Origin of the sequence: Microbulbifer flavimaris, assembly GCF_001641755.2 — a bacterium.
GTDB classification, from domain to species: domain Bacteria; phylum Pseudomonadota; class Gammaproteobacteria; order Pseudomonadales; family Cellvibrionaceae; genus Microbulbifer; species Microbulbifer flavimaris.
Window position 1 is genome coordinate 170803 of the sequence record NZ_LRFG02000004.1, and the last position, 12578, is coordinate 183380.

The window sequence follows — 12578 nt, forward strand, 5'->3', positions numbered from 1 at the left end:
AGCCTCAGTGGCTGGGCTCCTGCTCCAGAACCTCCTCGCGGACACAGCGGGCTTGACCGAGTAGCCGGGGCGGCCCGTCCGGCAGGCGCCTCAACCAACACTGTCCGTCCCCCAGCAACAGCTGGAAACGCACCGGCACTTCCAGGCTGCGCCCCGACAGCGGGCGCTGCTGCAAATCCCTGGGTTCAGCCCGCTCCACGACCAGAATACTGCTGTTGGTGAGCGCCTGCTCACCCAGGGTAACCGGAACCCCGCCCAGCGCCTCGCTCACAACCTGAACCAGCTCGGCGCGAACGTCCGCAGAGGGCGCCTGCAGCCGCGCCGGCTCCAGGGCACCGGGCAATGCCCTGGCACTGCAGCCAGCCAACAGCAGCCAGGACAGGTAGAGGATCCCTCGCGTCAGAGTATTCATCACCGCCCTCCCCGGGTATCCAGAATCCGGTTTTCATACCAGACCGGCTTCAGCACCCGTGCATCAACATCACGGCCGCCTGCATTGAGGGCTCCTTCATCAGCGCGGAAACTGCTGGCACTGGCAAGAGCCCCTTCACAACTCCCAGTCTCGATATAGCTCAGAGCCGCCGACAACCGCCATTCGGCGGTATCGCCGAGATCCCGGCTGAAGTCATCCGCCACCTGGCAACCAGTAACGCCTGCAGGCCCTGTACCTCCCGGGGTGAACCCTGCCGGATAGTCGCCAAAGCCCTTGTCATTCTGCCCCTGGAACTGGATGGAAAAATACGTGGTGCCACAGTTGTCGGTGGGATAGAAACCGTAGGGTTTACCGCAGGTGGTGCTGCCCACCTGAACCACCTCCACGTCCACGCCGCGCAGTCCGTTGATGATGGCCTCGCTGGCAGAGCAGGTGCTGGCACCGGTCAGGACAAATACCCGCTGGAGGTTGAGTGCGGGCAGCGACAGCCCATTTGGCAGACTACTGAAGCCCAGCGTGGTATCGAAGAACGGCATGGGCTGCAGCGGCTCACCCGTCACCGGATTGGTCTCCGGATACTTGTCATTGAAGACCAGCTCTTCAAAGACCCGCCCGGAAGTGGGAACCTCACCGGCGACCATGTAGGCCAGCTGACTGGCGATGGCGAGGAGACCGCCACCGTTGTAGCGGAGATCGAGCACGAGCTCGTCGATATTTTCTGCAGCGAGCGTTTCCACCGCAGATTTCAGCTCACTTTCCGCCGTGGCGATGTGATCGGTAAACAGCAGGTAACCCACTTTTCGCCCCATGGCCGCGCCCAACACCCGCACATGCTGCACGGGATCCGTGGCCAGGGCACGGGCTGTCAGGGTCACGGTCTCACGGGATTGATCCGCATACTCAAAAGTAAATGTGTGCTCCTCGCCGACGGTACCAGGGAAAAAAGCAGCGTTGAGGGTGTCGACGCTGGCCTCATCATCGGCCCACACCACATCGACGCCATCCACAGTGACCACCCGTGTGCCCCGCGGCGGCAGGCCGACCTGCCCCTCCTGGTCCCAGTAGGCCACCGCCACATCCCTCGGTGGCCGCGCTTCGATAATCGCCCACTGGAACCCGTAACCCACGGCTACGCCTGACTGCGCCTGGGACTGCCACTGGTCGGTGGGCAGGGAAAAGTGGAAATTATCTTTGCGCGCCCCGGTTTCCGTCAGCTCATTGGTCACCAGCAGGTCGAAGTACTCCAGCACCTCGTAATCGGCAGGATCACGATCCTCCACCTCGTCGTACCAGAGGTACAGCTCTTCGGTCCAGGAACGCAGCCAGTTTTTCTCATCCAGTGCGGTGCCTGCCACATCGGCATAGGCGCGGCCTGTGCTGGGGTCGGTGCCGCTGCGGGGAGCAACGCATCGCGCGGCAAATGTCTCAGATGGCAGGAATACTCCTTGCTGCCAGCCGCTGCCCCCGCTATCCCCTGCTGGAGGGTTCTGGGTGGAGGAGCCGCCGCCACCTCCTCCGCCGCAGGCACTTAGCAAAATGGAAAGCACGAGAGTGGAGAACTGGCGAGAAACCGGGAGACAACCCCTCATTGGTATGCCCTGATTTTTATTGGAATGGGATTATATTTGCGTCATTTACAGAGGCTGAGAGTACCATCGGCGCCGCCGGTGTGCACCGGCGGCGCCCCCTGGGGTTTACAAAAAGCGAATCAGGCCACGGTCAGGCGACCGCTTCCCGGGCAGAGGGTGACTTGCTGCTGTTACCAAGCTTGCCCAGCACGCTCTGCAAGCTGTCCTTGGCATCCCCGAACAGCATGCGTGAATTGTCCTTGTAAAACAGCGGGTTTGCCACACCGGCGTAGCCCGATGCCATTGAGCGCTTGAGCACCACGACCTTGCCCGCTTTCCAGACCTCCAGCACCGGCATACCGGCAATGGGTGATCCGGGTTTCTCCACGGCATCCGGGTTCACGGTGTCATTGGCACCGATGACCAGCACCATATCGGTGTCGGGGAAATCATCATTGATTTCCTCCATTTCCAGCACGATGTCATAGGGCACATTGGCCTCGGCCAGGAGCACGTTCATATGGCCCGGCAGCCGCCCTGCCACCGGGTGAATACCAAAGCGCACCGTCTTGCCCATTTTCCGCAGCCGATCGGTCAGGTCGCTCACTGCCTGCTGGGCGTGGGCGACCGCCATCCCGAATCCGGGCACGATGATGACGCTATTTGCCTGCTCCAGGTCCGCCGCCAGCTCATCAAAGTTGGTGGCCTGAGCCTCCCCCTCGATTTCGCCCTCGGCAACCTCACCGCCATCGGAACCGAAGCCACCGAGAATCACGCTGACAAAGGAACGGTTCATGCCACGACACATGATGTAACTGAGAATGGCACCAGAGGAGCCCACCAGGGCACCCACCACAATCAGCAGGTCATTGCTGAGCATGAAACCGGTTGCCGCTGCCGCCCAGCCGGAGTAGCTGTTGAGCATGGAAATGACCACCGGCATATCTGCACCACCGATAGCCGCGATCAGGTGTATCCCCAGCAGCAGTGCGATCGAGGTCATCACCAGCAGATTGATCACGGTGCCCGCATTCAGGTCCGCCGGAATAAACAACCCACCCAGCACGATGCAGGCAATCACCGCGGCCAGGTTGAGCCAGTGCCGGGCGGGCAACATCAGGGGCTTACCGGAGATCAAGCCCTGCAACTTGCCAAACGCAACCAGCGAGCCGGTCAGGGTAATTGCACCAATGAAAACCCCGAGATAGATCTCGGTGTTATGCACGATATGCTCGGCTCCGGTGAGGGACAGGCGTGGATCCAGGAATCCACCCCAGCCGATCAGGACCGCCGCCAGGCCAACAAAACTGTGCAGCAGTGCCACCATCTGCGGCATCTGGGTCATGGCTACCCGCCGCGCCAGGTAAAGGCCAATCACCGCGCCGACGGTCATGGCAATCGCGACCATCCAGTAGGCTCCGGCGGTAATGCCGGCAATCGTCGCCACAATCGCCACTGCCATGCCGACCATGCCGTAAACATTACCCCGACGGGCGGTCTCGTGACTTGAAAGGCCACCCAGGCTCAGGATGAACATCACCGCGGAGAAAAGGTAAGCCATTGCAATCATTCCGTTCATCACTTTTCTCCTGTTATCGGCGGAACATTTTCAGCATGCGGTAGGTCACGAAGAACCCACCGAAGATATTGATGCTTGCGACCAACACCGCCACGAAAGCCAGCAATGTGACCAGCGCTGACCCCGTTGCCCCCACCTGCAGAAGTGCACCGACGATCACGATACCCGAAATGGCATTGGTCACACTCATCAGGGGCGTATGCAGTGCATGGGTGACATTCCAGATCACCTGCCAGCCGACGAAGATCGCCAGCACGAAAACAGTGAAATGGGAAACGAAGTCCGGCGGTGCAACGCGCCCCAGCCAGAGAATCAGCCCCCCGGCCACGAGCCAGAAAAGTGCGATGGAAAGCGCCGACTTCTTCTTCGGTGCCGCCTCCTCTTTTACTTCGGGCACGACCTCTTTCTTGGGGGCCGGTTTTGGCTGCGCGGAAACTTTTGGCGCGGGGGGCGGCCAGGTGATCTCACCATCCCGAACGACGGTCGCGCCGCGGATCGCCTCATCCTCGAAGTTGATCGCGATATTGCCGTCTTTCTCCGGTGTCAGATCCGTCAACAGATGTGTCAGGTTGGTGGCATAGAGACTGGACGACTGAGTGGCGGCCCGACTCGGCAGGTTGGTGTAGCCGATAATGGTGACACCACTTTCGGTCACTCTCTCGTCGGCCACGGTGTAATCGCAGTTGCCGCCCATTTCCGCAGCCAGATCCACGACCACGGACCCCTCTTTCATGCTGTCGACCATATCCGCCAGCCAGAGTTTCGGGGCAGGCTTGCCGGGGATCAGGGCAGTAGTGATCACAATATCCGCATCTTTGGCCTGCTCGCGGAACAGGGCCATTTCCGCCTCGATGAACTCCTTGGACATCTCCTTGGCATAGCCGCCAGTGCCGGAGCCCTCTTCCTCGATCTCCACGGTCAGGAACTCCGCTCCCATGGACTCTACCTGTTCGCGAACCTCGGCCCGGGTATCAAAGGCGCGCACGATCGCGCCCATACTCTTGGCCGTGCCAATTGCCGAAAGACCGGCAACACCGGCACCGATCACCAACACTTTGGCCGGCGGAATCTTGCCGGCCGCGGTAATCTGACCGGTAAAGAAACGCCCGAAATTGTGCGCCGCCTCAATCACCGCCCTGTAGCCGGCAATATTGGCCATGGAGCTGAGGGCATCCATTTTCTGCGCGCGGGATATACGCGGAATGGATTCAACCGCAAGCGCATTGATTTTTCTGTCGGCGAGCTTTTGCAGTAATTCTTCGTTCTGCGCGGGCTTCAGAAATGCAATCAGGGTGGCGCCCTCGGGGATCAGGGCCATCTCTTCCTCTGACGGCGACTGGACCTTCAGCACCAATCCCGCATCTTTCAGGCAATGCGCGGCGTCCTTGCAGACTTCTGCACCAGCCTCCACGTAAGCATCATCGGGGAAACTGGCTGCTTCGCCGGCCCCCCGCTCTACCGCAACGGAAAAGCCGAGATCCCGCAGGCGGCGGACACTCTCTGGCGTAGCTGCTACCCGGTGCTCACCCGGGGCAGTTTCTTTTGGAATGGCTATGATCACCGCGGCACTCCCTCTCTGCTTGCTATTGTTATGCGCATCCTTCCCGGCTCAGCAGCACGGACGATGCATCTTCCCGCAGACTTTATATCAAGCTTTCACTTGCGGGATGCGATCGAGTCTATCCCCAGCTCTTATTGATTAAAAGTAAATTACCGCATAGCTAGTATAAACAAAGCGAATAAAGGTTTTCGCGCCAAGTCACGATCGTATTCACTCGAATGACAGTTTCGGTGTTTTTAATTAACCGATCCGTTCACGATACACACCCTCCGGCTCCAGAACCCTTCACAGGCATACTGCTCCGCCAGGAAACCAAAGGATTTGATAGGTTGATTTGCAGCGAGGGGTTAGACTGATTTTTCTTCAAGGAGGCACTATTGAATTCGATCATCTCGGTCTCAGACCTGACAAAAACCTATAGCGGCGGATTTACAGCGCTCAAAAACGTCAATCTCGATATTCACGAGGGCGAGATCTTTGCTCTGCTCGGCCCCAACGGCGCCGGCAAAACCACCCTGATCAGCATCATCTGCGGCATCGTCAACCCCTCGTCGGGCTCAGTCCGTGCTGACGGGCACGACGTTGTGCGCGACTATCGCATGGCAAGGGAAAAAATCGGCCTGGTACCCCAGGAGCTCTGCACCGATTCATTCGAGAGCGTTCTGGCAACCGTGAAATTCAGCCGCGGACTTTTTGGCAAGGCGCCCGATCCGGGCTACATCGAGCGCCTGTTGCGCCAGCTCTCCCTGTGGGAAAAAAGGAACAGCCGCATTATGGCGCTGTCCGGGGGTATGAAGCGGCGATTGATGATCGCCAAGGCACTGTCCCACGAACCGAAAATACTGTTCCTCGACGAGCCTACCGCGGGTGTCGATGTGGAATTGCGTCAGGACATGTGGTCCATGGTGCGGGAGCTACGGGAATCCGGGGTCACAGTCATCCTGACCACTCACTATATCGAAGAGGCGGAGGAAATGGCCGACCGGGTTGGGGTCATCAATCATGGTCGCCTTGTGCTCGTGGAAGACAAGAACACGCTGATCAAGCGCATGGGAAACAAGGAGCTCCTGCTGCACCTTGCGGAGCCTCTCGAGCGGCTGCCGGAGAGCCTTGCCGACCTGTCACTAGAGCTCGATGAAAGCGGCCAGCAGATGGTCTACCGGTTTGATATTCAGAGCGGCGAAACCGGGATTGCCAACCTGCTGAGAAAACTGGACCGGGCGGAGATTGAATTTCGCGATCTGCAGACCCGGGAAAGTTCCCTGGAAGATATCTTTGTTGGCCTGGTCCGGGGGGAACAGAAAGAAAATGATCGCGCACATGGAGCGGGAGAATGAAGCTGAATTGGCATGGCATTCGAGCCATTTATAAATTCGAAATGGCGCGCACCTGGCGCACACTGATGCAAAGCATCGCCTCGCCCGTGCTTTCCACCTCGCTCTATTTCATCGTCTTTGGTGCAGCCATCGGCTCCAGGATGGGAGATATCGAGGGAGTGTCCTACGGCGCATTCATCATCCCCGGCTTGATCATGCTTTCACTACTGAGCGAGAGCATTTCCAACGCGTCTTTCGGCATCTTCTTCCCCAAGTTCTCCGGCACAATTTACGAGGTATTGTCTGCACCTATTTCCGCGTTCGAGATCGTCGCCGGCTATGTCGGGGCCGCCGCTACGAAATCCATTCTGCTGGGGTTACTGATACTGTTGACCGCGCGCTTTTTCGTCGACTACCAGATATTGCATCCGTTCTGGATGCTGGGCTTTCTGGTGCTGACAGCGCTTACATTCAGCATGTTCGGCTTTATCATTGGCATCTGGGCCGATGACTTCCAGAAGCTCCAGGTGATTCCGCTGATGGTCGTCACACCACTCACATTTCTGGGCGGAGCCTTCTACTCCATCAACATGCTGCCGGAATTCTGGCAGAAGGTGACCCTGTTCAACCCGGTGGTCTACCTGATCAGTGGTTTCCGCTGGTCGTTTTATGGAATTGCCGATGTCAATGTCGCAGTCAGCCTGGCGATGATCTTCCTGTTCCTGCTGCTGTGCATGACGGGGATCTGGTGGATCTTCCGCACCGGCTACCGCATCAAAACTTGATGCCAGGGTGCGCTCGAACAAGAAACGGGGGCCTGAGCCCCCGTCTGTGCACTTACTGACTGGCACTTAGCGAATCGAAAACAATACCTGTCCAGATATCGGGCTTCATAAAGCCTTGCCCATAGTCGGCATCGTAGTCACGGGTGGGATTGGCCGCGATGACTCTCTCCCTGCTCATGCCCTCGTCGATCATCTCCTGGATTTTTCCTTTCAGTTTCACCAGCAGATCGCGCTGCTCCTTGAGTTCGGCTTTATTGCTGAGCGGACCGTGTCCGGGGATGATGGCCGTGTCGTCGTCTGCCATCGCTAGCACACGATCCATGACCGCTACCAAGCCATCGACACTGCCACCGGCGGAGACGTCGATATACGGATAGCTGCCGTTGAAAAACGTATCGCCCATATGAATCACGTTGGCATCGGAAAAGTGGACGATCGAGTCTCCATCGGTGTGGGCCGGCCCCGTGTACTGCACGTGCACGGTATCGCCATTCCAGTGAAACGTTGTTGCATCGGTGAAGGTGATCACGGGCAGCGCAGCGTCCGGTGAGGGCGGCGTGGTGCGATTGAACACCTTGGTAAACTGCTCGGTGCTCATCCGCTCCCGCACATTTTCATGAGCCACTACCAGGGCTCCGGCTTTACCAAAGTTCTCGTTGCCGCCGGTGTGGTCACCGTGCCAATGGGTATTGATCACAAAGCGCAGCGGTTGGCTGGTAATCTGCGCGATGGCCGCGCGGATCTTCTCGGTGAGTGGCGCATACTGGTCGTCCACCATAAAGACACCGTCTTCACCGGTGAACATGGCGATGTTTCCGCCGGCGCCCCGCAGCATATACAGGTTATCCCGCACCGGCTCCGCCTTGATTTCCACCTTGGCGAACCGGTCCTGGGCAGTTGCGGGCAGCGCCAGCAGGCAACACAGCCACACGGCTGATCGCAGAGGCTTCATCATAATCACTCCTTACAGGTTATCGTTGTTGTCTTGCGCCGGCCCTTCCGCCTTGCCGGCAGTTTCACTGGCAGACTTGGCGCCGGGGAGGGCCCGGTCACGCACCAGCTTTAGCCGGTCGCTGCGGTTGGTGACAATCCCATCCACCCCCAGGCGGAGGTAGTGCTCCATCGCCTCGACCGAGTCGACGGTCCACACCGACACATGAAGCCCTATACGGTGTGCGGCACGAATCAGACGAGGGGAAAAGACCGGGATACCGAAATACTCGGTGGGGAGCTGCATGGTCTGGTAATCGGGCCGCAGCCAGCGCTCCATCCCCAGCAGCTGCGCAACAAAGAAAATCATGGCCTCGGGCAGGGTAGCCCCGGTGGCCACGTCGGGACACAGGCGGCGGAATTCGCGGATCACACCCAGGTGGAAGGAAGACACTATCAGGGTCTCCTGCTTGCCGGCCCGCCGGACACTGTCGGCCAGCGCTGCCGCGGCCTGCGGCTCACGATCCTTCAGTTCCAGAATCATGGGCGTATCGGGGAAGGCTGCGAACACTTCATCGATGGTGGCGATTCGAACCGGCGCGTCACGGTAGGGAAAAGACTCCCCATCGCGACTCCAGCGGCTAGCCATGTTGAGCTGCCGCAACTCCTCCAGGGTCATGCCCCGAATTGGCCCGCTGCCGTCACTGACTCGATCCAGCAATGCGTCGTGATTGAGGACCAGATGACCATCTGCCGACAGGTTGAGGTCGATCTCCAGGGCATCCGCCCCGAGTTCGGTCATCTCGCTCAGGTAGAGCATTGTGTTACCGGGGAAGAGACCGCTGCCGCGCTCATCGCCGTGGGCGATCACCAGTGGTGGCGGGGGAAGCTGGAGGACCGTTGGCGGCGCTGGTCGCGCGACCGCCAGGCGCCAGAGCGCGAAGACCACCAGAGCGGACAGCAGCAGCCAGATCATGTCACCCTACCCTGCAGCGTGGACGCGCAGCGGCGGTTCAACCCCCGGACTCCGCACCCTCCGAGGTGCCGGCAACCGGTTCACGACGCCGGGTGAGCCACTTCTGCTCCAACCACAGCGGCAGGAAAATCACAATATCGTACAGGCGTACGAGGAAGGCCCCGGCGCGCAGCGCAACCGCCCCCGCAACCCGCAGGGCCAGGGAGAGGACACGCAGCAGGAAGACGCCACAGACACCTGTGACCGTCCTCAGCGAAGTGAGAAAGCTCTCCAGCGGAATCGCAGTAAATGCCAGCACCAGCGGCAACACCAGCGCCAGCCCGGCGCGAATCGCGTTTGCCGCCCAGTCGGACGCCACCACACCCCCTTCTGCCACTGCTCCAGCCAATGCCGCCTCTGGACTTGCAGCCAGGCCTGCACCCAGCAAGCCGAACACCACGAGCAAACCACATAGCAGCCAGAACAGGCGGGCCCGCAATCCATCGGCCAGGGCGCCAAGCGCGGGGAAAAGACGGGTAATTCGCAGAGTCTCGAGCATCAACAGTCCGACGACCACCTGTAGCGCCACAAGCACCACCGCCGCCGCGGGGGCCAGCGGGAAACCACCCGGCTCTCCACCCAGCTCACCACCGAGTATCGCCTGTAGCGGCGTAGCGACAAGATGCACATTCAATGCCGCAGCCCCTCCGACAACTCCGAGCATCAGTGTCGACAACAGGAACTGTGTCATGGCGGAAAAGGTCAGCCGGCGGCTCTCCCTCTCCCCCTCACGGAGCAGTGTCTCGTAGCGCTGCATATGGCCGTCCAGCGCCTTGGCCCGCTCCAGCACCGACTCTACATTGCTGTTCACCCGCCCGAGGGCAGTGAGAATATTGCGCCAGCTGGGCATCATGCGCTTGAGCAACTGATGGCGCTCCCGCGCCGACTCGCGATAGGCTTCCAGGGCTTTGGCCTCCGCCTTGCGCATCGAGCTATGGATAATATCCAGCACATCCCGCACCACCGGATCCTCTTTGGCGGGAATTTCTGCGACCGCACGAATCGCCTTGGGCCAATTGGTGGGCTCCGGGGGTACCTCGGCACTACGCACGTAATCCTCGTCGATAGCGGTCAGCTGCTCACACAATCGCCGGTGCAATGTCGGATAGCGTGAGAGTTCCCGCTTCACCGTGGATTCGACCCGGGTGAACTCCCGGTCAATCTGCCTCTCCAGGGACTGGCCACTCCTGGCGAGCAGCACCTCGGTGTTACGGCGCTGCAAGCGTTTTTCCGCGGAGGAGACCGCGCTGGCTGCCAACCGCAGTACCTGGTGGATGAACCGGGAAAGCGCCAGCACGCCCTGGTGAACCGGGCCTCGCGCGACAAACAGCGCGAGTAATGCCAGCAGAAACCACAGCCAAAGTGGCAGGCTATCGAAGAGTCCTTGCACCGGCTTGCCTCCTGAATAAGTGGGATGCGTACATCCTACCAGCAGTTGCGGCGACATTCGCCCCCTGCCCACCCCGCCATAGCGACCAATCGTCGCCGACAAATTCACCGCCCCTGAAGCCGGTGCAAACGGATGATCCGGTTGCCAGCCCCCGCGCTGCAAAAAAGGCCAGCCAGCCGATCATCGGTTTGCTTGCCAGTCAAAGGCAATCGGAAGCCTGCCCTGAACGGACACGCCAGGCACTATCCCACTCTCTCGGCTGCGAAAAAACTGACGCTCAATCTCGCCTCGCAATTGGAAAACACCGACTACACTCCACACTAAATTCTCAGGGGCCTGGCCATTTCGCTCGGGGTTTTCAACAAAAACTGGTAGTTCGTTCTCAACGATCAGTTAGCTCACATGCCAGTCAGGAGTCGCTTGCCTTACCGTTCGCGACGGCTACGCGAGATGAACCAACATCTGGGAAATAACGGATTGCGCTCGACACGGAATCAAAAGGAAAGGGTTCATGCCGGTACTTTTTTTCAGCCAACCCGGCCTGCAGGGAGAATTGCTTTACGCCCTGGTTTCGGAGGCTCTACCCATGAGTTGGGAAAAAGCCGAACTGGGCAGGCAGCGACACTGCCTGCAGCATTACAGCGCCATCGTCGTGGATTGCTGGCAGATCCTGAGCGGTGGAGACTCTACGCGTCGTGTCACCCAGCTTCGGTCACTTGATCACCCGCTGATCCTGCTGATCAATTTCCCGCAAGAGCTTTCCAGCCGCGTTGCCAACCAGCTGCGTGCCCCCAATATTCATTTCGTCTCCGACGCTGCCTGCAGCCAGCAGACGCTCATCCGAAATCTGCGCGAAGCGCTGGAACATCGCGAGGATGCCCGCCGCGCGAGCATGCAAAGCCGCCTCCTCCTCACCCGGCGAGAGCAGGAGATTCTTTTTCAGCTCACCACCGGGGACGCCAACAGCACCATTGCCTCGCGACTGCACCTTAGTGAGCACACTGTCAAAAACCACATGTACAACATCTTCAAGAAGATTGGGGTCAAAAACCGGGTGCAGGCGAGCAACTGGGCCAAGCTGCACCTGGAACCGGAGCGCACATGACCTGGCGGACGACTGTCTTCCTTTTGCTGACGGTCCTTCCCGCGGCCAGCTTTAGTCAGGTTGCGGGAGTCGCCAATGACGTCAATGGAGGTGCACTGGAGGAAAGCGAAGGTCGACTGGAGGACGAAATCAGCGGCTTCAATATCGACCAGACCATCACCCGGACAGGCCACGATTTCGCGCGTTTTATGAGTGAATACCGCAACTTTCACTACCCGGATGCGGACTACAACCTGACGGTGCGGGAACGCCCCTCCGCCCGCTGGGGCAACCTGATCTGGATCACTTACAACTACAAAACTGTTTACCGTCGCTTTATTCGCCCCGGCACCAACAATATTCAGGAACTGGCGGAACAGGCGGCAGTACAGATTCACGAACAGGTGCTACAGCAGAAACTGCGCGAAGCACTTGAGGACAATTTTGATCTTGGCAAGGATGAAATCTGATGAAAAGCACTACCTTTCTCGGTTTGCTGTTCGCCACTCTCTCATCGGTGAGCAGTCCCGGCACTAACGCCACCGAGCTGGTCTATCAGCCGGTCAACCCCAACTTCGGTGGCAACCCACTGAACGGGACTTTTTTACTCAATAATGCCCAGGCCCAGGATACCAATGACGATCCGGATCGCCCCGACAGCCTGCTTCAGCAGCAGAGCCCCCTGGACCGCTTCACCGACTCCCTCGAGACCCGCTTACTGAGCCAGCTGTTGACGGACGTGGGTAACGGTAACAGCGGCGAGCTGATCACTGATGATTTTATCGTGCAGATCGTGGACGTCGACGGCACCCTCACGGTATTGATCACCGATCGCGATACCGGCGATACCAGCGAGATTATCGTGACCGGCCTGGACCCGCTGAACTGACACCAGAACCCAACTACGCGCTCTAACA

At 59.3% G+C, this 12578-nt stretch carries 12 protein-coding genes; 5 read left to right on the forward strand and 7 right to left on the reverse strand.

Annotated features, from left to right (window positions below; translation table 11 throughout):
- Nucleotides 1-4 precede the first annotated feature (4 nt).
- From AWR36_RS12120 to AWR36_RS12135, 4 genes are all read right to left on the reverse strand, one after another.
- Entirely contained in the window at nucleotides 5-412 is a 408-nt protein-coding gene (locus AWR36_RS12120; RefSeq protein ID WP_067085291.1) for a hypothetical protein, read from the reverse strand.
- Nucleotides 412-2022 carry a S41 family peptidase gene (locus AWR36_RS12125; RefSeq protein ID WP_067085293.1) on the reverse strand — a complete coding sequence of 537 codons (1611 nt, stop codon included), beginning with the start codon at nucleotides 2020-2022 and terminating at the stop codon, nucleotides 412-414. The genes AWR36_RS12120 and AWR36_RS12125 overlap by 1 nt, the downstream gene beginning before the upstream one ends.
- Before the next feature lie 130 nt (nucleotides 2023-2152).
- A complete protein-coding gene (gene pntB / locus AWR36_RS12130) occupies nucleotides 2153-3580 on the reverse strand; it encodes a Re/Si-specific NAD(P)(+) transhydrogenase subunit beta (protein WP_067085295.1) in 1428 nt (475 codons plus the stop codon).
- Between the two features lie 13 nt (nucleotides 3581-3593).
- A complete protein-coding gene (locus AWR36_RS12135) occupies nucleotides 3594-5141 on the reverse strand; it encodes a Re/Si-specific NAD(P)(+) transhydrogenase subunit alpha (protein WP_067085297.1) in 1548 nt (515 codons plus the stop codon).
- Between the two features lie 377 nt (nucleotides 5142-5518).
- On the opposite strand from AWR36_RS12135, the gene AWR36_RS12140 reads away from it, so the two are divergent.
- A complete protein-coding gene (locus tag AWR36_RS12140) occupies nucleotides 5519-6478 on the forward strand; it encodes an ABC transporter ATP-binding protein (RefSeq protein WP_067085299.1) in 960 nt (319 codons plus the stop codon).
- Nucleotides 6479-6480: 2 nt separating this feature from the next.
- Nucleotides 6481-7242, forward strand: coding sequence for an ABC transporter permease (locus tag AWR36_RS12145; protein WP_067085604.1), 762 nt, complete (start codon nucleotides 6481-6483; stop codon nucleotides 7240-7242).
- Nucleotides 7243-7294: 52 nt separating this feature from the next.
- Here the strand turns inward: AWR36_RS12145 and AWR36_RS12150 are convergent, their stop codons facing one another.
- Genes AWR36_RS12150 through AWR36_RS12160 form a run of 3 tightly spaced genes read right to left on the reverse strand, consistent with a single transcriptional unit; the run spans nucleotide 7295 to nucleotide 10577 of the window.
- Nucleotides 7295-8197 carry an MBL fold metallo-hydrolase gene (locus tag AWR36_RS12150; RefSeq protein ID WP_067085301.1) on the reverse strand — a complete coding sequence of 301 codons (903 nt, stop codon included), beginning with the start codon at nucleotides 8195-8197 and terminating at the stop codon, nucleotides 7295-7297.
- Nucleotides 8198-8206: 9 nt separating this feature from the next.
- Nucleotides 8207-9148 (reverse strand): glycerophosphodiester phosphodiesterase, encoded by a 942-nt coding sequence (locus AWR36_RS12155; RefSeq protein WP_067085303.1) that lies wholly within the window; start codon nucleotides 9146-9148, stop codon nucleotides 8207-8209.
- A gap of 37 nt (nucleotides 9149-9185) precedes the next feature.
- Entirely contained in the window at nucleotides 9186-10577 is a 1392-nt protein-coding gene (locus tag AWR36_RS12160) for a hypothetical protein (RefSeq protein ID WP_067085305.1), read from the reverse strand.
- Between the two features lie 511 nt (nucleotides 10578-11088).
- On the opposite strand from AWR36_RS12160, the gene AWR36_RS12165 reads away from it, so the two are divergent.
- The 3 genes from AWR36_RS12165 to AWR36_RS12175 are packed head-to-tail and all read left to right on the forward strand — an operon-like array spanning nucleotide 11089 to nucleotide 12550.
- Nucleotides 11089-11682: a helix-turn-helix transcriptional regulator gene (locus AWR36_RS12165; RefSeq protein WP_067085307.1), complete on the forward strand. Its 594-nt coding sequence runs from the start codon at nucleotides 11089-11091 to the stop codon at nucleotides 11680-11682.
- On the forward strand, nucleotides 11679-12131 hold the full coding sequence (locus AWR36_RS12170) for a curli production assembly/transport protein CsgE (protein WP_082679579.1): 453 nt from the start codon (nucleotides 11679-11681) through the stop codon (nucleotides 12129-12131). The genes AWR36_RS12165 and AWR36_RS12170 overlap by 4 nt, the downstream gene beginning before the upstream one ends.
- Entirely contained in the window at nucleotides 12131-12550 is a 420-nt protein-coding gene (locus tag AWR36_RS12175) for a curli assembly protein CsgF (RefSeq protein ID WP_067085309.1), read from the forward strand. The genes AWR36_RS12170 and AWR36_RS12175 overlap by 1 nt, the downstream gene beginning before the upstream one ends.
- Nucleotides 12551-12578 lie beyond the last annotated feature (28 nt).

Bases quoted from the DNA above. Each gene is read 5' to 3' on its own strand.
- AWR36_RS12165 (WP_067085307.1), top strand. From the start codon at position 11,089: ATGCCGGTACTTTTTTTCAGCCAACCCGGCCTGCAGGGAGAATTGCTT.
- AWR36_RS12155 (WP_067085303.1), bottom strand. From the start codon at position 9,148: ATGATCTGGCTGCTGCTGTCCGCTCTGGTGGTCTTCGCGCTCTGGCGC.
- AWR36_RS12125 (WP_067085293.1), bottom strand. From the start codon at position 2,022: ATGAGGGGTTGTCTCCCGGTTTCTCGCCAGTTCTCCACTCTCGTGCTT.
- AWR36_RS12120 (WP_067085291.1), bottom strand. From the start codon at position 412: ATGAATACTCTGACGCGAGGGATCCTCTACCTGTCCTGGCTGCTGTTG.
- AWR36_RS12170 (WP_082679579.1), top strand. From the start codon at position 11,679: ATGACCTGGCGGACGACTGTCTTCCTTTTGCTGACGGTCCTTCCCGCG.
- AWR36_RS12150 (WP_067085301.1), bottom strand. From the start codon at position 8,197: ATGATGAAGCCTCTGCGATCAGCCGTGTGGCTGTGTTGCCTGCTGGCG.
- pntB (WP_067085295.1), bottom strand. From the start codon at position 3,580: ATGAACGGAATGATTGCAATGGCTTACCTTTTCTCCGCGGTGATGTTC.
- AWR36_RS12175 (WP_067085309.1), top strand. From the start codon at position 12,131: ATGAAAAGCACTACCTTTCTCGGTTTGCTGTTCGCCACTCTCTCATCG.